Below are 26961 nucleotides of genomic sequence, written 5' to 3' on the forward strand. Positions count from 1 at the left end.
TGAAGAACGGTCAGTCAAGAACGATCGTTCAACAACCGGGGGACGGCCGGGTCAGCCCGCCAGCACCTCCTGCAGGGCGGCCGCCTCGCGGACGGCCCGGGAGCTGCCGCCCCGCGCGGCCAGGGCCGTGACCTCGGGGATCGGGCCGCGGGCGGCGCAGCGGCGGGCGCAGTCGGCGGCCACCGCCAGCAGCTCGCCGACGCCGCGCGGCGGTTCGCCCGCCAGCAGCCGGGGCAGGGCGGCCACGAGGACCGACCAGACGGTGCCGTGGGCACCGGTGTCGGCGGCGGCGCGCAGCGACTCGGTGAGGCGGTTGGGCTTCACCGGGCCGAGGGCGACGAGTTCGGCGCTCTCGTGGCCGAGCAGGGCGCCGTCCAGGTCGCCGCGGGCGGCGAGCACCAGCAGGGCGTCGACGGCGGCGGTGCGGTCCTCCGGGTGCCGGGCGCCGAGGCCGTAGGCCAGGGCGAGGTGGATCGCGGGGCCGGCCGGGCCGCCGGCCTCGGCGAGGGCGGGGAGCAGGTCTGCGCCGCCCCGCACGTCGAGGTCCGCCGCGGAGGCGAAGCGCTCCATGAGGCGGGCGGCGGTCTCCTCCCGGTGGTGCGGCAGGACCGCCGTCCACTGCTCGCGGGCGGGCGGGGTCCACCAGACGTCGCGCCGTCGGAGGTGCCGGTCGGCGGCGTCGAGCAGCCGTTCGGCGTCCTCGGGCAGACCGGCGTCGGCGGCCTCCTGGTCGATCAGGCGGCGGGTGGTGGAGAGCCGTCGGCCGTCCCGTCCGCGCCCGCCGGAGGGCGCCCGCACCACGGTGGGACGGCGCGGGAGGCCGCCCTCGCGCAGCCAGCCGGCCAGCCGGTCGCCGGCCGGGGTGCCGACGGCCGCGGCGGCCGCGATCACGGCGGGCTCGGTGGTGGGTACCACCCGCAGCAGGGCCTGCCCGAGGTCGACCGGGCCCGGGTCGGCGCCGAGCGCGGCGTACCCGGCGAGCCGTTCGACCAGGACGACGGGGTCGATGGATCCGGTGGAGTCGGTCGGGGTGGCCAGCAGGTACGGCAGCGGGCGGGTGACCAGCCGCAGGACGGCCTCCTCCAGCCGGGCGGCGGTCTGCTGGTCGAAGGGCGTGGACCAGGCGGTGCGGAAGCTGCCGTGCCGGTACGAGCGGTCGGCGACCTGGCGGGCCCGGTCGACGGTCATCCGGCCGGCGGCGGCCTCGGCGATCAGCCCGAGGTCCCGCGCGTGGGGGTGGGCCCTCAGCACCGGGTCCAGGGCCTCGGCGAGGGCGGCGCGGTCGGTGTGCGCGTGCCGGACGAGCCCGTCCAGGACGCACTCCCAGGGGACGAGGCCGGTGTCCCCGGCGAGCACCGCGCCGAGCTCCTCGGCGAGTTCGGCCGGGGTGGCGATCGGGGCGGGCACCGGCCGGGGCTGCGGCGGGGGCGGCAGCAGCTCCCGGTACTCCTCGGCCTGCACCTCGGCGCCGAACAGCTCGGCGGCGCGCCGGTGGTGGGCCGGGTCGAGCTGTTCGGCGGCGGCCCGCAGCTCGGGGAGGACGGCGGTGCCGGCGGCGGTCAGGTGCCGGGCGACCACCTTGAGCGCCTGCTCCTGGAGGGTGCGGTCGGGGTGGCCGAAGGCGCCGGCAGCGGCGAGGACCACCGGCCCGGCCCGGTGGGGCGCGGTGCGGGCGGCCCGGTCGAGCCAGCCGAGCTGGGCGCGGACGAGCTTCTTCTCCGTCCGGAACAGCACGGTGGGGCTCGCCTCGTCGAGCACCTCGGGGTCGAGCCGGCCGGCGGCGTCCAGCGAGGCGAGCACCTCCTGGGCCAGGGCGGCCGTGGTGGACGGGCCGGAGAGCAGCGCCAGCAGGGTGCGGGCCCGCTCGGCGTACTCGTCGGCGGTGGGGGCCAGCGCCCGCAGGACCGCCAGGTAGGTCCGGTGGTCGTTGGGGCGGCCGCCGCCGCGCAGCAGCCGGGCGAGGCAGCGGTCGAGCAGGTCGGCGCGGTCGAGGACGCCGTCGGCGGCCAGCCGGGCGAGGACGGCGGGCCAGCGCTCGGAGTCGTCCCGGGCGACCCAGGGGCCCTCCAGTTCGCCGGCGAGGTCGGGCACCTCGAAGACCCGCGGGGCGAGCACCGGGGTGAACGGGTCGGCCACCAGCCGGGCGTGCAGGTCGCGGCCGGGCGGCAGGTCGCCGAAGGCGCGGTGGCGCGGTTCGGGCCGGGACCGCTCGCGCACCCACTGGGTGGTGAAGGAGTCGGTCGCGGGCACCGGACTGCCGGTGGAGCGGACGAGGTACTCGAGCAGCGGGAAGTGCTCGGACCAGCCCCAGCCGGGTGCCCTGCGCTCGGCGAGCCGGGCGGTGACGACCTGCCGCCACTCGACGGGCTGACGCTCGATCACCTCGACGAGCAGCGGGTTGCGCCAGCCGGCGCGGTCCTCGAAGACCCGGCTGCCGATCCACTCGGCGGCCGCGGTGGGCGAGGTGTGGCAGCCGGCGCCGGCCACCAGCAGGGCCGTCCACCGGTCCGGGGAGCCGGACCAGCTGTCCCGCAGCTCCTTGCGGAGGGCGCGCAGCGCGGGCACCTCGGCGCGGCGCTGTTCCGGGGCGAGCTCGGCGAGGGCGGCGGCGACGGCCGCGGTGTCTCCCTTGCGGGCGAGGTCGGCGACGCTCATCGCGCGGCCTCCGGCTGTCCGGCGCGGACCAGGCCGACCGCGAGCACGTGCTTGCACGGCCCGCGCCCGCCCCGGTACTTCGCCCACCAGAGGCAGGTGCAGCCGAGCTGTCCGTCGGCGCCGGTGCGCACCCGCTGCACGTGGTCGCCGACGGTGACCTCGGCGAGGCCGTCGCCGAGCCGGACGGCGTCGGCGGCGGCCAGCGCCCGGGCGGCCCGCAGCCGAGGGTTGTGCGCCTCGGCGCGCCCGGCGTCGTACGGCAGCACGCGGTGGAAGTGGGCGGCGTCGGCGGGGTCGTAGCCGATCTGGCCGGCGGTGCCGAGCCGGGTGAGCGCCGCACGGACCCGCCCGAGGGTGAGCCCGGACTGGGCGGCGAGTTCGGCCGGGTCGATCCTGGGCTCCCAGGCGAGCAGGGTGGCGATCAGCTCGGCGTCCTCGGCGGAACCCTCGGCGGCGAGGGCGGTGAGCACCCCGCCCTCGCCGGAGAAGCCGCGCGAGGCGTCGGGCGAGAGCGTGAGGGTGAGCCGCATCCCGGGCAGCACCACCTCCCAGGCGGAGGCGGCGGACGCACCGGGGGCCGCCGCGGCGGGCGGGCCGTAGACCCGCAGGCCGAGGGCGTGCCGCAGGACCCGCTGCAGGGCGGCGAGCCGCTCGGGGCCGGGCAGGCAGACGGCGCCGGGCACCGGGCGGCTGGTCGGACGCAGGGTGCGTCCGGCCGGCACGACCCAGCCGGTGGTGGAGCCGCGGCCGCCGGTGCGGGGCAGGGTGCGCAGGAAGCGGACGGCCTCGGCGGCGGGCAGGTCGGCGCGCAGGTCGAAGCCGGCGGTGAGCACCTGGGTCTCGGCGAAGCCGCGCAGCCAGCGCTCGGGCAGCGGGACCTTCTTCTCGACCATCGGGCCGTCGAGGGTGGTGACCTCCAGGGCGTCGGGGCCGACGGCCAGGTGCAGCGGCTCGCCGGCGCCGATCCGGCTCAGGCCCTCGCGGAGCGGGTTGTTGACGTCGACGTTGGTGGTGCCGTGGCCGGGGTCGTCGCCGTCCAGGCCGTCGGCGAGGACGTCGAGGCGGGCGTGCACGCCGCAGCAGCCCGAGAAGGACTCGAAGCGCAGCCGGTCGCCGCCGGCGGTGACCACCGGGTCGAGGGAGGCGCGCAGCTGCGGCTGGTAGTAGCGGGCGGCGGCGACGTCGGCCACCGCGAGGAGGGCGGCCGCGGCGGCCGCGGGCGAGGTCAGGAAGCCGCTGAAGAACCGCGGGTTGGCGGTGGCCCCGAGCGGGCCGGCGCCGCCGGAGGTCTCCAGGGCGAGGGTGCGCCCGGCGGTGTTCCGGTGCACCGCGGAGGGGCGCAGGTAGGCGTACGTCTGCACGGCTTGCGTCATGGCGAGGACGCTAGGTGCGGGGACTGACAGGCCATCGCTTATGGAACACGTTCTACTCTACCGACGCACCACGGGTAACCCAGGTCACACCGCGCTGCGGGGGCGATCTGCCAGTATGGGGCGGTGAACGACGCCATGGACCAGGGGATGCCGGCCGACGACCAGGTGGCCCCGTTCGTCGAACTGCTGCGGATCGAGGAACTGGACGAGAACCTGTTCCGCGGTCGGTGCCATGCCGGCGCGCCGATGCGCGCCTTCGGCGGCCAGGTCGCCGCGCAGGCGCTGACCGCGGCCGGGCGGACGATCGGCGCGGAGCGGTCGGTGCACTCGCTGCACGGCTACTTCCTGCGGCCCGGCGACCCGACCCGGCCGATCGTCTACCAGGTGGACCGGGTCAGGGACGGCTCCTCGTACGCGACCCGCCGGGTGACGGCGGTTCAGCGCGGCGAGGCGATCTTCACCATGTCGGCGTCGTTCAAGCGCCCGGAGTCCTCGACGGAGCGGCAGCGCACGATGCCGCCGGTGCCGGGGCCGGAGGAGCTGCCGGACCCGTTCGTGGCCTGGGAGCGGGCGAACCCGGAGGACTTCGCGAAGTCGACCGGCTTCCGTGCGCTGGAGATGCGCTTCCTGCCGGCCGACGCGCCCGGGATGCCGGCCGAGCTCCCGGGCGTGCCGCAGCAGTTCGTCTGGCTGCGGACGGGCACCCCGCTGCCGGACGACGACCCGCTGCTGCAGGTCTGCGCGCTCACCTACCTGTCCGACCTGACGCTGGCCTCGACCACGGCGCTGCACCTGGAGCCGCACCGCTTCGGGCGGAAGGAGCCGCGGCGCACCCTGCTGGCCTCGCTGGACCACGCGATGTGGTTCCACCGCCCGTTCCGGGCCGACGAGTGGCTGCTGTTCGCGCAGCGCAGCCCCTCGGCCTCGGACGGACGGGGCCTGGCGCTCGGCGAGTTCTACAACCGGGACGGCCTGCTGGTGGCCTCGGCGGTGCAGGAGACGCTGCTGCGGGAGGCGCGCGCGACCCGTCCGTGACCGATCGCGTCATACCCGTGCGGGACCCCGGGCCCTATCATGGTGAAGGTGACCAAGGTTGACCTGTCACCCCGTCCGGTGGAGGCGATGTCGCCCCGTCAGCTGGAACGCCGCGGGAACCTGATCGCGGCCGCGCTCGCGCTGGTGACCGAGATCGGCGTCGAGCGGCTGCAGATGCGCCAGGTGTCCGAGCGCTCGGGGGTCGCCCTCGGGACGACCTACCGCTACTTCTCGTCCAAGGACCACCTGCTCGCGGCCGCGATCGCGGAGTGGCACCACTCGCTGCTGACCGACCTGGTGGGTGAGGCGCGCGGCCGCCGGGCCGGGCTCACGGCCAGCGACCGGATGGTGCGCTTCGTCCGGCACGGCATGCGCGCCTACCAGCGGCAGCCCGAGCTGGCCCGGCTGCGGGTGTCGGTGGCGGCGTCCACCGACCCGTTCGCCAGCGAGGCGCTGCAGGCGATGGCGAAGGCGGACGGTGCGGCGCTGCGCGCGGTGATGTCCGAGGTGCCGCCGAGCACGGGGGACGTCGTTCGGCACATCGTGGGGCACGCCTGGCAGGGCGAGCTGACGGCCTGGGTGACCGGCCGGACCACCCTGGACGACGCCCGCCGACGGCTGGAGGACGTGGTGCGGCTGGTGCTGACGCCGTACGAGGCGGCCGATCCGGCGGCCTGACGGCGAGTCTTAAATCGGGCGTAAGCGTTCCTGACGTTCCTTGACCGCGGCCCGGCACGCCCCGACGCTGGACGGACTCCGCCCCGGCCAGCCCCGGGACCCCCGCCGCACGCCCGACCACCAGGAGCCCTGTCATGAACACGCCCTCCCGCCGGCTGCTGCTCGGCGCCGCGCTCGGCGGCGCCGCCTCCGCCGGGCTCCAGATGGCCGCCCGCGGCGAGACCCCGGCCGCCCCGTCGGTCTTTGGCTGGCAGCTGCGCTGGTCGCCCTCCCCCGCCTTCGACGGACTGCGCGCCTTCGAGACCGTCGAGGACGACCGGGCCGGCTCGCACCCGTCCGCCCGGCCGCACATCACCACCGACGGCGACGCGTACCGCTGGACGATGCACACCGTCGACCGGGACTCCGCCACCGACCGGCAGCGCCACGAGGTCACCGGGATGCGCAGTCCGGCGGGCGGCCCGCCGCTGGAGTGGCGGGCCGGCGAGACCTGGCGGACCACCTACGCGGTGTACGTCCCGTCCTCGCTCCGGGCGACCACGACCTTCACCCACATCATGCAGATGAAGCAGCCCGGCAACGGCACCGCGCCGATCGTGGTGCAGTCGCTGCGGCGGGTCGGCGGCAGGGAGACGGTCGAACTCGCCCTGCCGCAGTCCGGGGTGGTGGTCGGCCGGACCGACCTGGCGGCGCTGCACGACCGCTGGGTCGACGTGGACTTCCGGATCAGGATCGGCGACGGCTCGAAGGGCACGGTCCGCTGGATCCTGCGCAGCGGCGGGACGACCCTGGTCGACGCGGCGAAGGAGGGTGTGGACACCTTCCTCGCCGACCGGGTCCGCCCCAAGTGGGGCATCTACCGCTCGCTCGGCGACACCTCCGGCTCGCTGCAGGACTGCCACCTGCTGATCCGGTCGATGCGCGGCTACCAGCTGGTCCCCGGCCCGTCCGGGACCTACCGGGCCGAGGAGGCCGTGCTGCGGCGGGGACGGCTGGAGACCGACCCGTCCGGGATGTCCTGGGCGTCCTTCGACGGCGGTGCCGGGGCCGGGGCCGAGTGGACGGTCGAGGCGGGCGCCCCGGCCGCCGCCACCCTCTCGCTGCGCTACGCCAACGGCGGTGCCGCCGACCGGCCGATGGACGTCGCCGTCAACGGCGGCCGGGTGGTCGCCGCACGCGCCTTCCGGCCCACCGGCGGGTGGGACCGCTGGGAGACGGTGGCGCTGCCGGTGACCCTGCGGCCGGGGCCCAACACCGTCCGGGTCACCGCCGTCGGTGCCGCGGGCGCGCCGCGACTGGAGCGGATCGCACTCGGCTGACCCGCGGCGCCCTCAGACCACCTCCACCGGGTGCACCACGACCGCGTCGAAGAGGTAGCCCTCGCGGTTGAACGGCGCCTCGGCGCCCTGGGTGCGGCCGAGCAGGTCGGTGGCGCGGGCGCGCAGCCCGTAGCGGCCGGGCGCCGCGGGGCGCCAGTCCAGCGCCCAGCGCCGCCAGCCGTACCGGCTCGGCGGGTCGAGCAGCTCGGCCGTCCGCCAGACGCGGCCGCCGTCGGTGCTCACCTCGACGGCGCGGACGGCGGCCGCCCCCGACCAGGAGCGGCCGTGCAGCCGGTGGGTGCGGCCGGCGGCCAGCACCGCCCCGGGTGTCAGTTCGAAGGCGCTCTTGACGGACTGCCGGGTGAGCGCCGGACCGCCGTCCGCCGGCTGCCCGGGGCCGAACAGCCGGTAGAACTCGGTGCTCCACGGCGACTCCAGCGGCCGGTCCGAGACCTCCAGGGACCCGAGCCACTTGACCGAGGCCACCCCCACCCAGCCCGGCACGACCAGCCGGGCGGGTGCCCCGTGGTCGGGCGGCAGCGGTTCCCCGTTCATCCCGTACGCGACGAGCACGTCCTCCGGGGCCTTGGCGAGCGGCAGCGGGCGGCGCACCCGGCCGAGGTTGCGGCCGCCCACCCGGTACTCGGGGTCGAGGCCCACCGCCAGCACGTCCACCGCCGCCGGGCCGAGGCCCGCCCGTTCCAGCAGCACGCCGAGCGGGACGCCGCGCCAGGCCGCCATGCCGACGCCGCCCAGCCCCCAGGCGGTGCCCGGGGCGGGGGTGCCCTGCTGCTCGGCCCAGAACCGGCGGCCGTTTCCCGCGCACTCGAGCACCGCGTCCAGCGTGGTCGCGGGCAGGGCGTGCAGGTCGGCGAGGGAGAAGACCGCGCCCGGGCCGCGCAGACCGCTGCCGTGCACCCGCAGCCGCCAGGTGTCCGGGTCGATCCGCGGGGTGCGGGTGTGGTTGCGGACGAAGAACCGCTCGTTCGGGGTGTGCGGGCCGGGGCCGGTGGGCGCGTCCCAGCGCATCTCGGCGTTGCCGTCGTGCGGCACGAACCACTCCGGGGGCAGCGGCTTGACGATCCCGCGGCCCCCTCCGTCGGACGTTCCGGGGGTCACGGCTCCACGGTAGTACTCCGGACGGGTGCGGGCAGCCCACCGCGGCTCCCGCACGGACCGGCCCTGACCTGCGATGACGGACTCGACGTCGATCTTCCGCCGGGACTTCACCCGGTTGTGGCCGGCCTTTCACACCGGTCTGCCACGCTCCGGGGCATGATCGCACCATCCGCCCCGATTCCCCCGCGGGACACCCGCTTCCCGCTCCCCCGCCGCCACCGGCGGTGGCTGGCCTGCGCGGCCGTCGCCGCATCGGTCGCGCTCGGCACCCTCGGCGTGGCCGCCACCGCGGAGACCGTCCGGCACCACCAGCGCACCGAGGCGGTGCAGGCGGCCCGCTGAGCCGATCGAGTGGTGCCGGGCGGGCCTGCGGCCGATACTGCCGTCATCGACACCGACCCCTGAGCGAGGGGGTGGTCCCATGGCCACCGGCACTGTCAGGACGTACTACCGCGGCCACGGCTACGGCTACATCAAGCCCGACGACGGCGGGCCGGAGCTGACCGTCTACTACGACTCCATCGTCGACGCCCCCGAGCACGTGCTGGCCGACGGCCAGCGGGTGGAGTACGACGTCACCGTCCAGGAGTTCCGCGAGGTCGCCGAACACGTCCGCGCCGTGGAGTGAGGAGCCCGCTCCGCCGCCCCGGGCCGGGCGTCAGTCGCTGCGGGAGTGACGGCCGCCGCCGGGGGCGGGGTGGAGTTCGGCCTGCGGGGCGTAGCGGGCGGCGGGGGCGCGGAGCACCCAGTTGCGGCCGGCCGGGGCGATCAGCTGCATCCGGTGCAGCAGGCCGAGCACGTCGCGGCGCAGGGCCGTGCGGTCGGCGAGGTAGTCGCACTCGGGCTGTTCGGGCAGCCCGTGGTCGTCGGTGACGTCTCCGAGGGCGCCGTCTATCAGCGCGTCGGGGACGAGGACGGCGGGCGGGGCGGCCTCCTCGGGCAGCGGGCGGAGCTCCTCCACCAGGCGTTCGGCGACCAGCAGTGCGATGCCGGCGAGCGGCCCGTCGGCGAGGTCGGAGAGTTCGTCGGCGGGGTCGAGCAGGGCCATGCCCTCGGCGCGTATCTCCGCCTCCAGCCCGAGGAAGTCGGCGAACAGCTCGGCCTCGGCGGTCAGCCGGCCGAGCAGCCAGGCACGTTCCGGGGCGGCGAGTTCGTCGGTGAGGACGACCGGGTTCTCGGCGAGCAGCCGGCGGACGGCCAGCGCCGGGGTGCCGGCGGGCCCGACCGCGGGCGGGGCCGGAGCGGCGAGCAGGGCGCGGGCGAGCTCGCGGTCGAGCGCGAGGCCGCCGTCGGGTCCGGCGGTGGCGACCTGCCAGTCCGTCAGCAGCGCGGGCACCTCGGGCCGTTCGAGGTCGGGCACCCGCCGGTCGGCGATCGCGCCGAGGGCGAGGACGAGGGCGGCGTACCCGTCGGGCCCGAAGCCGGACACGGCGCGGTCGGCCAGCGGGGCCTTGTGCAGCCGGGCGTGGGCGGGGCCGACGGTGAGGGGGTAGCCGAGGATTTCGCCGAACCGTTCCGTCAGCCAGTCGGCGTGACGGAGGATCAGCGGGAAGCCGGCACCGTGCGGGCCGTCCGGGGTGACCAGCGGGTGGGCGAGCAGCAGCCGGGCCGCGGTGCGGCGCTCGCCCGCGGCGGCGCCCTGCGCGGCGGCCCGGGTGCGGTCGGGCCGACGGTGCCGGCCGGGGGCGGCGGGGGCCGGGACGCGTCCGGGCGGGGTGTCGGGGCGGGCGCGTCGCAGACCGCGGGGCCGGGCGGCCGAGGCGGCCCGGTGGACCGTCGGTCCGTGCCACCAGCTGGTGCCGGCGGCCTGGCCGTGCACCTCGGCGGGACGGCCGCCGAGGTGCCGGGCCGGGTAGAGCCCGAAGACGGCGGTGAACAGCCGGTGCGCGTCCGCCTCGTCGGCGTCGGCGAAGCGCCGGGCCAGCAGCTCGGCCTGCGGGTACGCGCCGGTGAGCGCGTGGGCCGTGAGCTGCCCCGCCCCGCCCATGCGCCCGTCCGCCACGCCGCCGGCCGCCCCGCGGGCGCCGGTCGCGTACTCGTGCTGCTCCATGTCGGAGCCCAGCCTAGACGGTGGCCGGGGCCGGACGGCACGCCTCCGCCGGTCGGTCGGGCAACCGCCGCTACGGGCGGGTAACCTCCCCCTTCCGCCACTGCCCGGCGTCCCCTAGGGTCCTCGCATGCCGAACCTGCCCGACGTCGCGCGGTCGTCCGTACCCGCCTTCGCGCTGCTCACCGTCGTGGCATCCTGATCGTCTTCGACCGGCCGAGAGCCCGGAGGGCACCCCCGCATGACCGTCTCCGCACGACTGCGCGCCGCGCGCGGCCTCGTCACCGCCTTCGCCGCCACCTCGGCGGCCCACCTGGGGGCGATCGCCACCGGCGCGACCGTGCTGCAGAACGCCACCAAGCCGGCCCTGATGCCGCTGCTGGCCGCGCACAGCCTGGCCTCCGCGGAGCGGGCGCCGAAGCTGCTGGCCCCGGCCCTGCTGGCGAGCGGCGCGGGCGACGTGCTGCTGCAGCTGGGCGGGGACACCGCCTTCCTGGCCGGGATGGGCTCCTTCGCGGCGGCGCACGTCGCGTACGTGACGATGTTCGCCGGGCAGGGCGCGTTCACGGACCGGCGGCGGACCCTGCTGGTGGCCGCGGGCTACGCGGCGGCCTGGGCGGCGATGATCTCCCAGCTCTGGCCGGACCTCGGCGGGCTGCAGATCCCGGTGGCGGCGTACAGCCTGCTACTGGCGTCCACCGCGGTCTCCTCGGCCGGGCTGGGGCTCGCGACCGGGATCGGCGGCGGCCTCTTCCTGCTGTCGGACAGCCTGATCGCCGTCCGGCTGGCCGGCTGGAAGCTGCTGCCCGGCCACAACGTGCTGGTGATGGCGACCTACATCGCCGCGCAGTACCTGCTGGCGCGCGGTGCGCTGCGGGCCGAGGAGGCCCGGACGGAGCCGCGGGCCGCCGACGGAGCCGACGCGGCACGGCTCGGCGCCCCGGCCTGATCGGACGGGGCGCCGGGCGGGCGGGCACCGGCCGGCATCAGGACTGCGGGGCGCGGCGCCGCAGCAGCCAGAAGCCGCCGAGGCCGGCGGCGACCAGCGCTCCGCCGGTGGCCAGCTCCCGGGGGCTCGTCCCGGTGACCGAGCCGCCGACGCCGGTGGCCACGCTGCCGTGCGGCTCGGGCGCCGCGGTGCCGTGGCCGGCCGGGGTCAGCGGGGCCAGCACGCCGACGGTGCCGGTGAACGCGTCGCCGTTGGGGCACTTGCCGTCGACGCCCCAGGAGGCGGGCTTCTCGGTGACCTGCTCGGTGAGGGTGAGCTCGGTCGCCGAGAGCAGCGCGATGCTGCCGGTGTAGGTGCCGTTCGGACCCGCGGTCAGCGTGACGGTGCCGCCGGTGAACGCCTTCGAGCTGGCTGTGATGGTCTTCGTCGTGCTGCCCGGGCAGACCACGTTGACGGTGACCTTCTCGCCGGGGGCGGCCTGCGCCGGAGTGACCTTGGCCGGTTCGGGCCCCTTCGCGGGCACGGCGGGCGCGGCGTGCGCGGTCGGCGCGGCGAGGGCGAGCAGGGCGGTCGTGCCGAGGACGGCGGCGGTACGCGGGATGCGCATGCCGGACCTCCAGGTTCTCGGATGCGGCCGGGGGCGGGGTCGCCCCGTGGTCGGTCGGCTGCACCCGGTCACGCCCGACGCTAGGCAGCACCGCCCCGCGCGGCCACCGCACGCGACCGTTCGGGTCCGCACCGTCACTGCGGGTGCGGACCGCCGTCTCAGACCTCCAGGTCGACCACGACCGGGGCGTGGTCCGAGGTGCCCTTGCCCTTGCGGGCCTCGCGGTCGACGTAGCTGTCGGTGACGGCGTCGGCGAAGGCCTTGTTCGCCAGCGTCAGGTCGATCCGCATGCCGCGGTTCTTCGGGAAGGCGAGCTGGCGGTAGTCCCAGTAGGTGTACGGGCGGTCGTACTTGAGCGGGCGGGGCACGACGTCCTGCAGGCCGGCCTCGTGGAGGGCGGCGAGCGCGGCCCGCTCGGGCTCGGTGACGTGGGTCAGGCCGGCGAAGGCCGCCGGATCGAAGACGTCCTCGTCGCTCGGGGCGATGTTGAAGTCGCCGAGCACCGCGAACGGGCGCTCGCCGGCCGCGTCCTCCAGGACGGACTGCCGCAGCGTCTCCAGCCAGGCCAGCTTGTAGCGGTAGTGCGCGTGGTCGACCTCGCGGCCGTTCGGCACGTACACCGACCAGACCCGGACGGGGCCGCAGGTGGCGCCGATCGCGCGCGGCTCGACCTCGGGCAGCAGCGCGTCGTCCGCCTGGTAGCCGGGCTGCTCGGGCAGGCCGCGGACGACGTCCTCCAGGCCCAGCTTGGACAGCACCGCGACGCCGTTCCAGCGGCCGCTGCCGTGCGCGGCGGTCTCGTAGCCGAGCGCCCGGACCTCCTCGTGGGGGAAGGCGTCCGCGGCGCACTTGAGCTCCTGCAGGCAGAGCACGTCGGGGGCGGCGCTCTCCAGCCACTCCAGGAGCTTGGGCAGCCGTGCGGTGACGGAGTTGATGTTCCAGGTGGCGATGCGGACGGTCACGGCGGGCGGCCTCCCCGGTGGTACGGGCTCGATGTCGACACGGTGCGGACGGCCGTTCGGGCGGTGCGCGCGAACGGGGCGGGCGCCCGGCGGACGCCCACCCCGAACATACCGCCCGGCGCCGACAACCCCGGGCCGTCAGCGGGCGGGCCGCACCACCGCCGCCGAGCCGCCGCCGCGGCGCACCGGCTCCGCGGCCGCCCGCCAGCGGCCGTCCGGCAACCGCTCCACGCCGGTCGCGGCGCCGATCTCCGGGGAGGCCGCCAGCACCTGGCCGAGCGCCTCCAGGCCGGCCCGCTCCGGCAGGGCCAGGAAGCCCGCCTCGGCGGCGGTGGTGGCGGCGTTGCGCTGGCTGGCCCGCGGCGCGGCGATCGCCTGCTCCAGGGTCAACCCGCGGTCGATCCGGCCGAGCAGCACCTGCAGCACGGTCGTGATGATGGTGGCCCCGCCGGGCGACCCGGCGGCGAACAGCGGCCGCCCGTCGCGCAGCACGATCGTCGGCGAGATCGAGGAGCGCGGCCGCTTGCCGGGCCCGGGCAGGTTGGGGTCGGGCACGCCCGGGGCGACCGGGGTGAAGGAGAAGTCGGTCAGCTCGTTGTTGAGCAGGAAGCCCCGGCCGGGCACCGTGATCCCGCTGCCGCCGGTCTGCTCGATGGTGAGGGTGTAGGAGACGACGTCGCCCCACCGGTCGGCGACGGTCAGGTGGGTGGTGCTCGGGCCCTCGTAGGCCTCGGTGGCGGCGGGTCCCGCGGAGCCGCAGGCGGCCGGGTGGTACGGGTCGCCGGGGGCGAGCGGGCTGGTCAGCGCCCGGCCCGGGTCGAGCAGGCAGGCCCGGGCGGCGGCGAAGGCCGGCGAGAGCAGCCGGTCGGTGGGGACGGGCTGCGCGGCGGGGTCGCCGACCCAGCGGTTGCGGTCGGCGAAGGCGATCCGGGACGCCTCCAGGAAGCGGTGGTAGTACTGCGTGGCGTCCAGGTGGGCCAGGTCCGAGTGGGACAGGATGCCGAGCGCCTCGCCGACGGTGGTGCCGCCGCTGGAGGACGGGGCGATGGAGTACACCTCGGTGCCGCGGTAGGCCACCCTGGTCGGCTTCTGCTCCAGCACCCGGTAGGCGGCCAGGTCGGTGCGGTCGACCTTGCCGGGGCGGGCGGTGCGGCCGGAGGCCGGGTCGACCGGCGGGTGCTGCAGCGTGTTCACCACGTCGGCGCCGATCGGGCCGCGGTAGAGCGCCGCGGTGCCGTCCCGGCCGAGCTGGCGGTAGGTGGCGGCGAGGTCGGGGTTGCGGAGCGTCGAGCCGACCACCGGGAGCGCACCGCCGGGCAGGAAGAGCGCCCGGGTGGCCGGGAAGTCGCGGAACCGGGCCTCGTTGGCGGCGGTCTGGTCGCGGAAGGTCTGGTCGACGGTGAAGCCGCGGTCGGCGATCCGCTCGGCCGGGCGCAGCACCTCGGCGAGCGGACGGGTGCCCCACAGCTTCAGGGCCTTCTCCCAGGTGGCGGCGGTGCCGGGGACGCCGACCGACAGGCCGCTGGTGACGGCGTCGGCGAACGGCAGCGGTTTGCCGTCGGCGTCCAGGAAGAGCGAGGTGTCGGCGGTGCGGGAGGCGGTCTCCCGGCCGTCCAGGGTGGAGACCCGGCCCGTGCGGGCGTCGTAGGCGACGAAGTAGCCGCCGCCGCCGATGCCGGCCGAGTAGGGCTCGGTCACGCCGAGGGCGGCGGCGGTGGCGACCGCGGCGTCCACCGCGTTGCCGCCGCGGCGCAGCACCTCGATGCCTGCGGCGGTGGCGTCGGCGTCGACGCTGGCGACGGCGCCGCCCCACCCGACGGCCTCCGGTGTCTTCCGTAACGCGTCAGCGGGGGCCGCCCCGGCGGGGGCGACGGCGCCGAGGACCAGGCAGCCGACGAGGGCGATCGGCGGGGCGATTCGGGCCAGAGCTCTCATGCGGGCCTCCTGAGGCAGCGTCAACTATCCGTTCTGCCACAGGTGCGGTGGACAGGACAACAGCGCCTCAGGCCACTACCCGTCAGTAGTTTCGTTATCGCTCCGATACCGTCCGACCCGTTACTGACATCGCGTCCAACAAGCTACCGTCCGGTGAACCAGCTCGGTCCTGCACCCCCACCCCCCCACCCCGCAGACCGGTCCCTTGGAGTGCCCCCATGCCTGCACTGCCTGCACGCGCACGCCGGAGAGCCGCCGCCCTCGCGCTGGCCACCGCCCTGCTGACCACCGCCCCGATCGGCCTCGTTCCGCTCGCCTCCCCCGCCCGCGCCGCGGCCGACGCCTCACCGGTGCTCCGCTTCACCGACATCCCCGGCGAGGGCGGCACCGTCCTCAAGGGCAACGTCTACGAGCCCGGCGACGGCGCCGACCACCACCCGCTGCTCGTCCTGCCGTCCAGCTGGAGCCTCAACGACCTCGAGTACCTCGCCCAGGCGCGCGCCTTCGCCGCCCGGGGGTACGTCGTCGTCTCCTACACCCCGCGCGGCTTCTGGGGCTCCGGCGGCGAGATCGAGGTGGCCGGGCCGCCCGACGTCGCCGACGTCTCCCGGGTCGTCGACTGGGCGCTCGCCCACACCACCGCCGATCCGCAGCGGATCGGCCTGGCCGGCATCTCCTACGGCGCCGGGATCAGCCTGCTCGGCGCCGCCTTCGACCCCCGGATCCGCACCGTCGCCGCCCTCAGCGGCTGGGCCGACCTCGCCGACTCACTGTTCAGCGACGAGACCCAGCACCTGCAGTCCGCCGGGCTGCTCGCCGTCGCCGGGTACCTGACCGGCCGTCCGGGCGACGAACTGCGGACCACCCTCACCCGCTACTTCGGCAGCGACTGGGAGAACGAGCCGGCCATCCGCGCCTGGGCGGCGCAGCGCTCCGCGGCCACCTACGTCGACCGGCTCAACGACAACGGCACCGCGGTGATGCTCGCCAACGCCTGGGGCGACTCGATCTTCCCGCCGAACCAGCTCACCGACTTCTACGAGCGGCTCACCGGCCCCAAGCGCCTCGAACTGCGGCCCGGCGACCACGCCACCGCCGAGGCCACCGGCCTGGCCGGCCTGCCCAACGACGTCTGGACGGACACCCGGGCCTGGCTCGACCACCACCTCAAGGGCGTCGACAACGGCATCGACCGGCAGCCGCCCGTCCACATCAGGCCCCAGCTCCAGGACGGCTACGAGGACTACCCCGACTGGCGGTCCGTCACCGGCTCCACCAGGACGCTGAACCTCGGCGACCGCGACCGGCTCGGCACCGGCCCGCTCTCCGCCGGCCCCGCCCGCACCGGCTGGACCACGCCGGTCTCCACCGCCCTCGACTCCGGTGCGGACGGCGGGGTGATCTTCCTGTCCAACCTGGCCGAACAGTTCCTCAAGGTGCCGCCCACGGTCTCGGTGCCGCTGCTCCCCCGGCCGGTCGCGGCCGTCTGGCAGTCCGAGGCGTACGGCTCCGCGCAGCGGGTCCGCGGGTCGGTGCGGTTGCACCTCGGGGTGACGCCCTCGGCCGGGCAGGGCAGCCTGGTCGCCTACCTGTACGACGTGGACGCCCTCGGCACCGGCCGCCTGGTTGCCCACGCGCCGTACACCTTCCTCGGCCGCACCCCCGGCGAGCGGTTCACCGCCGACGTCCGGATGCAGGCCACCGCCTACGACGTCCCGGCCGGCCACCGCCTCGCCCTGGTCGTGGACTGCGTCGACCCGCTCTACATCACCCACAACCCGCCCCTCGCCACCCTCGCCTTCGGCTCCCCGGCCGACGACCCGTCCTGGGTCTCGGTGCCCTTGAAGTAGGGGGACCTTTGGGGGCAGCACCCAGGGGCGCGTGGGGGCACCTCCCGCGCCCCTGATGTGCCCTCCGCCGCCCCTTCCTCCGTCAGGAGAACCGCTTCCGCCGTTTGACGGTGCGGAAGCGGCGGGCCACCTGGCGGGCCAGGTCGGCGGCGCCGACGAGGCCGGCCTCGTTGCCGAGGGCGGCGTGCACGATGCCGGCCTCGGGCCGGAACCCGCGGCCGGTCAGGGTGCGTTTGAAGGCGTCCTGGGCCGGGCCCAGCAGCAGGTCGCCCGCCTCGGAGACGCCGCCGCCGATGACGAACCGTCCGGGGTCCAGGGCGGCGGCCAGGTTGGCGATGCCCACGCCCAGCCAGTGGCCGACCTCGTAGAGGAGTTCCACGGCGACGGCGTCGCCCTCCCGGGCGGCCTCGGTGACCAGCGGGCCGGTGATGCCCTCGGCGGTGCCGCCGGCCCGGGCGAGCAGCGGCTGGACGACGGGCGACTCCTCGGCGGCGAGCCCCCGCGCCTCGCGGACCAGCGCGTTGCCGGAGGAGTACTGCTCCCAGCAGCCGCGGTTGCCGCACGGGCAGCGGTGCCCGCCGGGCACCACCTGCATGTGGCCGAACTCGCCCGCCAGGCCGTACTTGCCGCGGTCGACGAAGCCGTCCCGGACGACCGCGCCGCCGATGCCGGTGCCCAGGGTGATCATCACCATGTGGTCCTCGCCGCGGCCGGCGCCGAACCGCCACTCGGCCCAGGCGGCCGCGTTGGCGTCGTTCTCCACCACGACGGGGAAGCGCAGCCGCTCGCTGAGCGCCTCCTGCAGCGGCTCGTTGCGCCAGTTGAGGTGGGGGGCGAAGAGCACCTTGGAGCGGTCGGCGTCCACCCAGCCGGCGGCGCCGACGCCGACGGCGTGCACGTCGTGCTTGTCGGCGAGTTGCAGCACCAGGTCGACGATGACGTCCTCGACGACCGTGGGGCTCTTGCTCTTGTGCGGGGTCTCGGTGCGGACGCGGTCCAGCACCCGGCCCTCGCCGTCGACCACGCCCGCCACCACCTTGGTGCCGCCGATGTCCACGCCGACGGTGGGCAGCCGCAGGACGCCGGGCGGCAGGGCGCGCCGGCGGCGGTCGGCGCTGCGCGGCCCGAGGCCGAACAGGGTGGGCAGGACGGCCGGCCGCTGGGTGCTGTGCGGGCTGGTCACGGGGGCGGTGGCTCCTTCGGGTCGGGCGGCGGGGCGCCGGCGCTCTCTCCGCCATCCTCCCGCGTCCGGCCGCGGCTGCGGGGTCCGGTCCGGGCACGGCCGCGACTGCCGGCGAATCCTCATCCGAATGACCGCAGGTGCTGCCCCGTTCGAGGGATTCGGTCAGGGGGCTGGCAAACTGGGCTGGGCCGCGCGGGGGATTCACAAGGAAACGTGATGTTCCTCTCAGGTTCTGCGCAGTTTGGGGCGGAACCGAACCGCGGTTTCCATCTGTCTGATCACATCGGAACGTGCACGGGCGAGCGGGGGCCCGGGCTGCCAGCTACCCGGATACGAGAGCCTTAATGCAACTGACCGGAACACCCTTCCTGATCGTCACGATCGTGCTCGTGCCGCTCTCCATCGCGGCGGCGCTGCTGCTGTGGGGCAGGGTGCGCGGGCCGAAGCCGGTCCAGGTGCTCTCCAGACTGATGATGATCCTGGCCTGCCAGGTGACGGCGGTCACCATGGTGTTCGTCATGGTCAACAACGCCAACCTGATCTACGGCAACTGGGACGACCTGCTGGGCACCGGCGACCACGTCCGCTCCGTGCCGCAGGTGCAGGCCGACGGCCCCGCGCAGGACGCCAAGTCGGAGCCCAAGGTGCTGCAGCAGTTCAAGGGCGTGGACGACCCGATGGTGCCCAAGGACGTCCAGCGCACCGACCTCAAGGGCCGGCTGTCCGGCGTGGACGGCGAGGTGCTGGTCTGGCTGCCGCCGCAGTACCACGACCCGGCGTACAAGGACAAGACCTTCCCGGTGGTGGAGCTGATCCCCGGTTTCCCCGGCTCCTCCAGCACCTGGTACGGCACCCTCAAGGTGTCCGAGCAGCTGAAGCCGCTGATGAAGGAGGGCAAGGTAGCGCCCTTCATCCTGGTGTCGCCGCGCACCCTGCTGCTCGGCCGCAGCACCGACACCGGCTGCGCCGACGTGCCCGGCAAGGTGAACGCCGACACCTGGCTCGCCCGGGACGTGCCGAAGATGGTGCTCGACAACTTCCGCGCCGACACCTCGTCGGACCGCTGGGCGGTGGCCGGCTACTCGGCCGGCGGCCACTGCGCCGCCAAGCTCGCCCTGGAGCACCCGGACCGCTACCGGGCCGGGATCAGCCTCTCCGGCTACAACGACCCGGCCGCCGAGTCGGACTCGCTGACCGCCAAGAACCCGCAGCTGCGCGAGGCCTCCAACCCGCTGAACATCCTCAAGAAGGCCGCCCAGCCGCCGAAGACCTCGCTGTACGTCAGCGGCAACAAGGGCGACGGCTACGAGGGCGGTCTGGCCCTCCAGCAGGCGGCGAAGGCGCCGACCAACGTGACCGTGGTGGAGACCACCGGCCCGCACGCGGTGGACGTGTGGAAGCCGCTGCTGCCGAAGGCCTTCACCTGGCTGACCGGCATCATCCCCGTCCAGCACTGACGCTCCGCCCGCTGACGCGGCGACACACGACGGGCCGCCCCTCCCTCCCGGGAGCGGGCGGCCCGTCGGCGTTCCGGGGCAGCGGCCGGAAGCGGCCGGCAACGGTCCGTCAGGCGAGTTCCAGCGCCAGGTAGAAGTCCACCCGGTCCTCCAACCGGGAGAGGTCACGGCCGGTCAGCTCCTCGATCCGGCCGATCCGGTAGCGCAGCGTGTTGACGTGCACGTGCAGCTGGGCCGCGCAGCGCGTCCAGGAGCCGTCGGAGCGCAGGAAGGCCTCCAGGGTGCGCACCAGGTCGGCCTGGTGCTCCAGGTCGTAGGCGATGACCTTGTCGAGCAGACGGCTGCGGAAGGCGCGGCGGACCTCGTCCGGCACGGCGGCGAGCAGCAGCACGTGCGAGGCGAGTTCCTCCGGTCCGGCCACGCAGACCCGGCCGACCCGGGCGGCGGCGATCCGGCGGGCGTGCCGGGCCTCCTCCAGGGCGCCGCGCAGGCCGTCGGCCTCGCTGGCCGGGGCGGAGACGCCGACGGTGATCCGGCCCTCGGAGCCGAGGCCGGCCTCCAGCGGGGCCAGCAGCTCGCGCAGCGCGTCCGCGGGGACGGCGGTGCCGGGGGCGGGCAGCACCACGACGGCGCCGCTGCCGGCACCGGCGACCAGCGCCCGGTCGGTGGAGTCGGTGAGCGCCTCCTCCAGGACGGCGCGGACGGTGCCCTCGGGCAAACCGGTGCCCTCGGCCGAGAGGATCAGCCAGGAGTCGGCCGTCTCGGGGCGGCCGCCCTCGTACTTGGCGGCCATCGTGGCGGAGGCCTGCAGCGCGCGGGAGATCTCCAGCGGGTCGGCGTCCTGGCGGAGCAGGGTGAGCACCTCGTCGGCGATCCGGCGGCGCAGCCGGCGACCCTCGTCGCGGCGGGTGCGCTCGGCGGCGACCAGCCGGGCGAGGTTCTCGGCGAGCTGCTGGCGCTTGGCCGTCCACTCGGTGACGTCGCCGGCGACCACGAGCAGCCAGTCGGCGAGCGGGGCCTCGGCGCCGGGGTCGGCGGGAGCGGGCAGCAGCGAGTAGGCGCCGACGGCGAGGCGGGCGCGGTGCGGCGGACGGCGGCGCTGGCGCTGGGCGGCGAGGTGGGCGCGGACGAGCTGGTCGCGGTCCTCGGCGGAGAGCCGGTCGGCCGGTCCGGCGACCACCCGGCCGGTGGGGGCGATCACCCAGCAGTCCAGGTCGAGGTCGCCGCCGAGCAGGTCGAGCACGGCGTCCAGGCCGCCGCCGCCGGCCGCGGAGACCAGCAGCCGGTGCCGGTCGACCAGGGCGGCGAGGTCGGCGGCCCGGTCGGCGGAGACCTGGCGGCCGATGTACTCGGCGACGGTGCCGAAGGCGACGTCGTCGGGCACCACGAGCAGCGGCATCCGGTGCCGGCGGCAGGCCTCGACCAGGTCCTCGGGGACGGGGCCGACCTCGGCCTCGCCGGCGGCCAGCGCGACCGCCCCGCCGGCCGCGATGGTGCGGACGAACCGCTCGGAGTCGTCCGGGCCGGTGCGCCAGAGCATGCCGGTGAGCACCAGTTCGCCGCCGTGCAGGTAGCGGCCCGGGTCCTGGAGGTCGGTGGTCATCACACCGCTGACCTGCCGGTCGAGCTCTTCCTCGGCGGCGAGCAGCCGAAGCCGCGGGGCGCCGGGGGCGAGCAGGTCGCGGACACGCATCCGCAGACTCCTTCGTGCTGGAGGGTGGGGGTCGGGTGGATGTGGGGCCTCACAGTGTGCACCAGGTCCGCGGCCCTCGGCGGAACGTCCCGCGCGGCCGGCCGGTCACGGGCCCGTCGCCTCTCCGTCACGGCCGGATTACGGTCGTAGGTGGCGGTAGGGAAACCGCTGGACTGGGCAATTGTCAGCCTTAGAGGAACGTACAGGATGCCGGGCGGGACCGGCGCGCGGGCTTCATGCCATCGGTGACTGCCAGTGGGCCCCGTCACAGCGGTTCACTGGCCACACGCCACCGGAACAAGCCGGTGACCGGAGCTCAACGCCGAGGCAACGAAGCGGTAGCAAGGTCCGAACACCGAGTTCGGGGCACTGTGCCCACTGTCCGGTTGGCGACGACTTGAGGAGACACCCGCATGGAGTTCCTTCGGCCCGCTACGTGGGACGAGGCGCTCGCGGCGAAGGCTGAGTACCCGACCGCGCTGCCCATCTCCGGGGGCACGGACGTCATGGTCGAGATGAACTTCGACGTGCACCGGCCATCCGCGATTCTCGACCTGAACCGCATCGGCGACCTCGCCACCTGGTCGATCGACGGCGACACCGTGAGGCTGGGCGCCGCGGTTCCCTACAGCCGGATCATCGACGAGCTGTCCGGACCGCTGCCCGGCCTGGCGCTGGCGGCGCACACCGTCGGCTCGCCGCAGATCCGCAACCGGGGCTCCGTGGGCGGCAACCTCGGTGCCGCCTCGCCCGCCGGCGACTCGCACCCCGCGCTGCTGGCGGCCGGCCGGGACGTCCTCGTGGAGGCGGCCTCGGTGCGCGGCACCCGGCTGATCCCGATCGACGACTTCTACACCGGCGTGAAGCGCAACAGCCTGGAGGCGGACGAGCTGATCCGCGCCGTGCACATCCCGGTGGCGGACGGCCCTCAGCAGTTCTCCAAGATCGGCACCCGCAACGCGATGGTGATCGCGGTCTGCGCGTTCGGTTTCGCGCTGCACCCGAAGAACGGCACGGTCGGCACCGGCATCGGCTCGGCCGCCCCCACCCCGCGCCGCGCGGTGGAGGCCGAGGAGTACCTGCAGGACGTGCTCGCCGAGCGCGGCCTGTGGGAGTCGGGCGACCTGCTGGGCACCGAGGTGATCCAGCGGTTCGGCGAGCTGGTCCGCGCCGCCGCGTCCCCGATCGACGACGTCCGCGGCACCGCGGACTACCGGAAGCACGCGCTGGCCGTGATGGCCCGCCGCACGCTGACCTGGACCTGGAACGACTACGGCAAGCAGATCAGGAGCGCGGCATGAGGGTCACGTTCACCGCCAACGGCAAGCCCGTCGAGGCCGACGACGTCTGGGAGGGCGAGAGCCTCCTGTACGTGCTGCGCGAGCGGGTCGGCCTGCCGGGTTCGAAGAACGCCTGCGAGCAGGGCGAGTGCGGCTCCTGCACCGTCTACCTGGACGGGGTGCCGGTGTGCTCCTGTCTGGTCGCGGCCGGCCAGGTGCAGGACCGCGAGGTCCGCACCGTCGAGGGCCTCGCCGGGGAGGGCGGCGAGCTGGGCCTCGTCCAGCAGGCCTTCGTCGACGCGGGCGCCGTGCAGTGCGGCTTCTGCACCCCCGGTCTGCTGGTGCAGACCGACGCGCTGCTGGCCCAGGACCCGCAGCCCAGCGACACCGACATCCGCGAGGCGCTGTCGGGCAACCTGTGCCGCTGCACCGGCTACGAGAAGATCATGGACGCGGTGCGGCTCGCCTCCGCCCGCACCTGCGCGAAGGCGGTCTCCGAATGAGCGGCACCCGCACCATCCAGGGCCAGAAGAACCTGCAGAACATCCACCAGGCGAGCAAGGACGGCATCGGCGGCTCCCCGCTGCGCCCGGACGGCACCCTGAAGGTCAAGGGCGAGTTCGCCTACTCCTCGGACATGTGGCACGAGGACATGCTGTGGGGCATGGCGCTGCGCTCGCCGCACCCCCGCGCCAACATCCTCTCGGTGGACGTCTCCGAGGCGCTCAAGGTGCCCGGCGTCTACGCGGTGCTGACCCACGACGACATCCCCGGCTCCAAGTACTACGGCCTGGAGATCCAGGACCAGCCGGCGCTGGCCATCGACAAGGTCCGCTACCACGGCGAGGCGATCGCCCTGGTCGCGGCGGACCATCCGGAGACGGCCCGCCGCGCGGTGAAGAAGATCAAGGTCGAGTACGAGGTGCTCACCCCGATCACCACCGAGGAGCAGTGCCTCGACCCGGAGACGTACGGCTACGTGCACGAGCCGCACGAGTACAAGTCGCACGGCTCCGGCAACATCTGCCACAGCCAGAAGCTGGTCTCCGGCGGCGGCGTGACCGACGAGATCCGCGCGATGGCGGACGTCATCGTCAAGGGCACCTACGAGGTCGGCATGCAGGACCAGGCCTTCCTCGGCCCGGAGTCCGGCCTCGCGGTGCCCGCCGAGGACGGCGGCGTCGACCTGTACATCGCCACCCAGTGGCTGCACGTGGACCGCCAGCAGATGGCGCCGGTGCTGGCCCTGCCGGAGGAGAAGGTCCGACTCACGCTGGCCGGCGTCGGCGGTGCCTTCGGCGGCCGCGAGGACCTGTCGATGCAGATCCACGCCTGCCTGCTGGCGCTGCACACCGGCAAGCCCGTCAAGATCGTGTACTCCCGCGACGAGTCCTTCTTCGGCCACGTGCACCGCCACCCGGCGAAGATGACCTACGAGCACGGCGCCACCCGGGACGGCAAGCTGGTCTTCGCCGACTGCCGGATCGTGCTGGACGGCGGCGCGTACGCCTCGGCCTCCCCCGCGGTGGTCGGCAACGCCGCCTCGCTCGGCCACGGCCCGTACGTCATCCCGAACGTGCGGATGGAGGCGATCGCCCTCTACTCCAACAACCCGAGCTGCGGCGCGATGCGCGGCTTCGGCGCGGTGCAGGCCTGCTTCGGCTACGAGTCGCAGATGGACAAGCTGGCCGCCGAGCTGGGCATGGACCCGGTGGAGCTGCGCCAGATCAACGCCGTCACCCAGGGCGACTTCATGCCGACCGGCCAGGAGATCGACGCGCCCGCCCCCGTCGCCGAGCTGCTGCAGCGGGTCAAGGACATGCCGCTGCCGCCGCCGCTGGACCTGGAGAACCTGGACGTGCGCACCCTGCCCGGTGCACTGTCCAACACCTCGCACGGCGAGGGCATCGTCCGCGGCATCGGCTACTCGGTCGGCATCAAGAACGTCGGCTTCTCCGAGGGCTTCGACGACTACTCCACCGCCCGGGTCCGCCTGGAGGTCATCGGCGGCGAGCCGGTCGCCATGGTGCACACCGCGATGGCCGAGGTCGGCCAGGGCGGCGTCACCGTGCACGCCCAGATCGCCCGCACCGAGCTCGGCGTCGAGCAGGTCACCATCCACCCGGCCAACACCGAGGTCGGCTCGGCCGGCTCCACCTCCGCCTCCCGGCAGACGTACATGACCGGCGGTGCGGTGAAGCTGGCCGCCGAGGCGGTCAAGCAGGCGCTGATCGAGAAGGGCCGGCGCCGCTACGGCTGGGAGCACAAGGACATCACCCTGGTCGGCGGCAAGGTCGTCTCGGAGACCGGCGGCGTGCTCGTCCCCATGGTCGACCTGCTCGGCGACGAGGCGATCGACCTGACCCGTGAGCACCACCACCGGCCGACCGTGCCGTTCGACAAGGAGACCGGCCAGGGCTTCGGCCACGTCCAGTACACCTTCTGCGCCAACCGCGCGGTGGTCGACGTGGACGTGGAGCTCGGCCTGGTCAAGGTGGTCGAGCTGACCGCCGCCCAGGACGTCGGCAAGGCGCTGAACCCGCTCTCGGTGATCGGCCAGATCCAGGGCGGCTGCACCCAGGCGCTCGGCCTCGCCGTGATGGAGGAGATCGTCGTCAAGGACGGCAAGGTGCGCAACGCCTCCTTCACCGACTACCTGATCCCCACCATCCTGGACACCCCGCCGATCCCGGTGGACATGCTGGAGCTCCCCGACCCGAACGCCCCGTACGGACTGCGCGGCGTCGGCGAGGCCCCCACCGTGTCGGCCACCCCGTCGATCGTCGCGGCGATCCGCAACGCCACCGGCCTCGCCCTCAACCGGGTGCCGGTCCGGCCGGAGCACCTCACCGGGACGCTCTAGCCACACCGCGCAGGACCTCCCCGGGGCGGCGCCACGTCTTCCCCGCCGCCCCGGGGGCGCACCACAACTCCACACACCGGATGTGCTCCACCCGCTGCCCCACCCACGCCGGGGACCGGCAGCGGACGCACCACCCCATCCGGTACGCGGCCCCCCGCGTACCTCCGTGAGTCGAACAGTCCCCCTTAGTGCCTACCTCCCACAGCCTGGCATTCAGGTCGGCTCGCCCACCCCAATCCCCTTTGAACCTTGGGAGTGGACATGACCCGGATCCCCATAGAGCCCGGTACCACTGAAGACAGACCTGCCACCGACGACGCCCTCACGCCGCCGGTCGTCACCCCGAAGAACCCGCTGGACGCGTACTTCAAGATCTCGGCGCGGGGTTCCACCCTCGCGACCGAGCTCCGGGGCGGCGTCACCACCTTCATGGCGATGGCCTACATCGTCCTGCTCAACCCGATCATCCTGAGCGGGGCGGACGTCAACGGCGTCAAGCTCGACCACTCCGCACTGACGACCGCGACCGCGCTCGCCGCCGCGGTGACCACGATCCTCATGGGCGTGGTCGGCAACGTGCCCCTGGCCCTCGCCGCCGGACTCAGCGTCTCCGGCGCCATCTCCGCACTCGTCGTGCCGCACACCACCTGGCCGCAGGCCTTCGGCCTGTGCGTGATCTACGGCCTGCTGATCGTCCTGCTGGTGGTCTCCGGACTCCGCGAGAAGATCATGAACGGCATTCCGCTGCCGCTCAAGCACGCCATCACCATCGGCATCGGCCTGTTCGTCGCCATCATCGGCCTCTACAAGGCCGGCTTCGTGCACACCGGCGGCCCCACCCCGCTCTCGCTCGGCCCCTTCGGCGAGCTGGCCGGCTGGCCCGTGCTGATCTTCGCGCTCACCCTGCTGACGATCTTCGTGCTGCTGGCCCGCAACGTCCGCGGCGCCATCCTGATCGGCATCGCCGGCGGCACCGTCCTCGCCATGATCGTCAACGCGGTCGCCGACCTGCCCGCCAAGACCTGGGCCAACTCCGCCCCGGTGTGGCCCGGCAGCCCGGTCGCCGCCCCGGACTTCAGCCTGTTCGGCCACGTCGACCTCTTCGGCGCCTTCACCGGCAAGGGCATGGGCGCGATCAGCGCCTCGGTCGCCGTCTTCACCCTGGTGCTGGCCGGCTTCTTCGACGCGATGGCCACCATCATCGGCGTCGGCACCGAGGCCGGGCTCGCCGACAAGAAGGGCCGGATGCCCGGCCTGTCCAAGGCGCTGTTCATCGACGGTGCCGGCGGCGCGGTCGGCGGTGTGGTCGGCGCCTCCGGCCAGACCGTCTTCGTGGAGTCCGCCACCGGCGTCGGCGACGGCGCCCGGACGGGCCTCGCCTCCACCGTGACCGGCCTGTTCTTCGCCGCGATGCTCTTCTTCTCGCCGATCGCCGGCATCGTCCCGGTCGAGGTCGCCGCCGCGGCCCTGGTCGTCATCGGCTCGATGATGATGAGCCAGGCCCGGCACATCGACTGGTCCGACCGCGAGGTCGCCATCCCGGCCTTCCTCACCTGCGTCCTGATGCCGTTCACCTACAGCATCACCGCCGGTGTCGCCGCGGGCGTCATCGCCTACACCGTGATCAAGGCCGGCACCGGCAAGTGGCGCGAGCCCGGCCCGCTGATGTGGATCCTCACCGCGGTCTTCGTCGTCTACTTCGCCCTCGACCCCGTCAAGGCGTGGCTCGGCGTGCACTGACCGCCCGGCCGCCGTGCGGGAGCCCCGCTCCCGCACGGCGGCCGACCCCGTTCCCCCGTTACCCTCGTGCTAAGGAGCACCCACCCATGCAGGACATCGCCGCGCAGCTCACCGCCTGGCACGCGTCCGGGCGCTCCTTCGCCGTGGCCACCGTCGTCGGCGTCTTTGGCAGCGCCCCCCGCGACCCCGGCGCCGCGCTCGCCGTCGACGAGACCG

22 protein-coding genes and 1 pseudogene are annotated in these 26961 nt (G+C 74.9%); 14 read left to right on the forward strand and 9 right to left on the reverse strand.

Features of this window, described 5'->3' with window-relative positions; translation table 11 throughout:
• Positions 1-51: 51 nt before the first annotated feature.
• The gene (locus AB0O09_RS10845; RefSeq protein WP_363541216.1) at positions 52-2655 is read right to left on the reverse strand and encodes a DUF6493 family protein; all 2604 of its coding nucleotides are present in this window, start codon (positions 2653-2655) and stop codon (positions 52-54) included.
• Positions 2652-4028, reverse strand: coding sequence for an SWIM zinc finger family protein (locus AB0O09_RS10850; protein WP_363541218.1), 1377 nt, complete (start codon positions 4026-4028; stop codon positions 2652-2654). Before AB0O09_RS10850 ends, AB0O09_RS10845 begins: the two co-directional genes overlap by 4 nt.
• Positions 4029-4151: 123 nt before the next feature.
• Here AB0O09_RS10850 and AB0O09_RS10855 point away from each other — a divergent pair, with 123 nt between their 5' ends.
• The 4 genes and pseudogenes from AB0O09_RS10855 to AB0O09_RS10870 all read left to right on the forward strand — a co-directional run bounded on the left by AB0O09_RS10855 (position 4152) and on the right by AB0O09_RS10870 (position 7060).
• Positions 4152-5063 carry an acyl-CoA thioesterase II gene (locus AB0O09_RS10855; protein WP_363541220.1) on the forward strand — a complete coding sequence of 304 codons (912 nt, stop codon included), beginning with the start codon at positions 4152-4154 and terminating at the stop codon, positions 5061-5063.
• Positions 5064-5111: 48 nt separating this feature from the next.
• On the forward strand, positions 5112-5741 hold the full coding sequence (locus tag AB0O09_RS10860; protein WP_344628313.1) for a TetR family transcriptional regulator: 630 nt from the start codon (positions 5112-5114) through the stop codon (positions 5739-5741).
• A 134-nt stretch (positions 5742-5875) separates the two neighbouring features.
• Positions 5876-6679 (forward strand): annotated as a pseudogene (locus AB0O09_RS10865) (Tat pathway signal sequence domain protein); the annotation flags it as partial.
• Positions 6680-6754: 75 nt separating this feature from the next.
• A complete protein-coding gene (locus AB0O09_RS10870; protein WP_363541262.1) occupies positions 6755-7060 on the forward strand; it encodes a carbohydrate-binding protein in 306 nt (101 codons plus the stop codon).
• A 12-nt stretch (positions 7061-7072) separates the two neighbouring features.
• Here AB0O09_RS10870 and AB0O09_RS10875 read toward each other — a convergent pair whose 3' ends face one another.
• The gene (locus tag AB0O09_RS10875) at positions 7073-8179 is read right to left on the reverse strand and encodes a sulfite oxidase (protein ID WP_363541222.1); all 1107 of its coding nucleotides are present in this window, start codon (positions 8177-8179) and stop codon (positions 7073-7075) included.
• Between the two features lie 156 nt (positions 8180-8335).
• Between AB0O09_RS10875 and AB0O09_RS10880 the strand changes: the two genes are divergently transcribed.
• Entirely contained in the window at positions 8336-8521 is a 186-nt protein-coding gene (locus AB0O09_RS10880) for a hypothetical protein (RefSeq protein WP_363541224.1), read from the forward strand.
• A 79-nt stretch (positions 8522-8600) separates the two neighbouring features.
• A complete protein-coding gene (locus AB0O09_RS10885) occupies positions 8601-8807 on the forward strand; it encodes a cold shock domain-containing protein (RefSeq protein ID WP_363541226.1) in 207 nt (68 codons plus the stop codon).
• A 30-nt stretch (positions 8808-8837) separates the two neighbouring features.
• On the opposite strand, the gene AB0O09_RS10890 is transcribed toward AB0O09_RS10885, so the two are convergent.
• Positions 8838-10229: a DUF2398 family protein gene (locus AB0O09_RS10890; RefSeq protein ID WP_363541228.1), complete on the reverse strand. Its 1392-nt coding sequence runs from the start codon at positions 10227-10229 to the stop codon at positions 8838-8840.
• Positions 10230-10467: 238 nt separating this feature from the next.
• Here AB0O09_RS10890 and AB0O09_RS10895 point away from each other — a divergent pair, with 238 nt between their 5' ends.
• Positions 10468-11175 carry a lysoplasmalogenase gene (locus AB0O09_RS10895; protein WP_363541230.1) on the forward strand — a complete coding sequence of 236 codons (708 nt, stop codon included), beginning with the start codon at positions 10468-10470 and terminating at the stop codon, positions 11173-11175.
• 37 nt (positions 11176-11212) lie between these two features.
• On the opposite strand, the gene AB0O09_RS10900 is transcribed toward AB0O09_RS10895, so the two are convergent.
• The 3 genes from AB0O09_RS10900 to ggt all read right to left on the reverse strand — a co-directional run bounded on the left by AB0O09_RS10900 (position 11213) and on the right by ggt (position 14679).
• Positions 11213-11782 carry a hypothetical protein gene (locus tag AB0O09_RS10900; RefSeq protein ID WP_363541232.1) on the reverse strand — a complete coding sequence of 190 codons (570 nt, stop codon included), beginning with the start codon at positions 11780-11782 and terminating at the stop codon, positions 11213-11215.
• Between the two features lie 158 nt (positions 11783-11940).
• Positions 11941-12744, reverse strand: coding sequence for an exodeoxyribonuclease III (locus AB0O09_RS10905; protein WP_344627974.1), 804 nt, complete (start codon positions 12742-12744; stop codon positions 11941-11943).
• Positions 12745-12882: 138 nt separating this feature from the next.
• Positions 12883-14679 carry a gamma-glutamyltransferase gene (gene ggt / locus AB0O09_RS10910; RefSeq protein ID WP_363541234.1) on the reverse strand — a complete coding sequence of 599 codons (1797 nt, stop codon included), beginning with the start codon at positions 14677-14679 and terminating at the stop codon, positions 12883-12885.
• Between the two features lie 218 nt (positions 14680-14897).
• Here ggt and AB0O09_RS10915 point away from each other — a divergent pair, with 218 nt between their 5' ends.
• Positions 14898-16529, forward strand: coding sequence for a CocE/NonD family hydrolase (locus tag AB0O09_RS10915; RefSeq protein ID WP_363541236.1), 1632 nt, complete (start codon positions 14898-14900; stop codon positions 16527-16529).
• Between the two features lie 82 nt (positions 16530-16611).
• On the opposite strand, the gene AB0O09_RS10920 is transcribed toward AB0O09_RS10915, so the two are convergent.
• Positions 16612-17712, reverse strand: a complete 1101-nt coding sequence (locus tag AB0O09_RS10920) for an ROK family glucokinase (protein WP_363541238.1) — start codon at positions 17710-17712, stop codon at positions 16612-16614.
• A gap of 344 nt (positions 17713-18056) precedes the next feature.
• Here AB0O09_RS10920 and AB0O09_RS10925 point away from each other — a divergent pair, with 344 nt between their 5' ends.
• Positions 18057-19169, forward strand: coding sequence for an alpha/beta fold hydrolase (locus tag AB0O09_RS10925; protein ID WP_363541240.1), 1113 nt, complete (start codon positions 18057-18059; stop codon positions 19167-19169).
• A gap of 109 nt (positions 19170-19278) precedes the next feature.
• On the opposite strand, the gene AB0O09_RS10930 is transcribed toward AB0O09_RS10925, so the two are convergent.
• Positions 19279-20862, reverse strand: coding sequence for a PucR family transcriptional regulator (locus AB0O09_RS10930; RefSeq protein ID WP_363541242.1), 1584 nt, complete (start codon positions 20860-20862; stop codon positions 19279-19281).
• 413 nt (positions 20863-21275) lie between these two features.
• Here AB0O09_RS10930 and AB0O09_RS10935 point away from each other — a divergent pair, with 413 nt between their 5' ends.
• From AB0O09_RS10935 to AB0O09_RS10955, 5 genes are all read left to right on the forward strand, one after another.
• A complete protein-coding gene (locus AB0O09_RS10935; protein WP_363541244.1) occupies positions 21276-22163 on the forward strand; it encodes an FAD binding domain-containing protein in 888 nt (295 codons plus the stop codon).
• Positions 22160-22645 (forward strand): (2Fe-2S)-binding protein, encoded by a 486-nt coding sequence (locus AB0O09_RS10940; protein ID WP_363541246.1) that lies wholly within the window; start codon positions 22160-22162, stop codon positions 22643-22645. Before AB0O09_RS10935 ends, AB0O09_RS10940 begins: the two co-directional genes overlap by 4 nt.
• Positions 22642-25005 carry a xanthine dehydrogenase subunit D gene (pucD, locus tag AB0O09_RS10945; RefSeq protein ID WP_363541248.1) on the forward strand — a complete coding sequence of 788 codons (2364 nt, stop codon included), beginning with the start codon at positions 22642-22644 and terminating at the stop codon, positions 25003-25005. The genes AB0O09_RS10940 and pucD overlap by 4 nt, the downstream gene beginning before the upstream one ends.
• Before the next feature lie 261 nt (positions 25006-25266).
• On the forward strand, positions 25267-26745 hold the full coding sequence (locus tag AB0O09_RS10950; protein WP_363541250.1) for an NCS2 family permease: 1479 nt from the start codon (positions 25267-25269) through the stop codon (positions 26743-26745).
• A gap of 86 nt (positions 26746-26831) precedes the next feature.
• On the forward strand, positions 26832-26961 hold a 130-nt coding region (locus tag AB0O09_RS10955; protein ID WP_363541264.1), incomplete at its 3' end, for an XdhC family protein.

The organism is Kitasatospora sp. NPDC093679 (assembly GCF_040683455.1).
In the GTDB taxonomy this organism is placed as follows: Bacteria; Actinomycetota; Actinomycetes; order Streptomycetales; family Streptomycetaceae; genus Kitasatospora; species Kitasatospora arboriphila.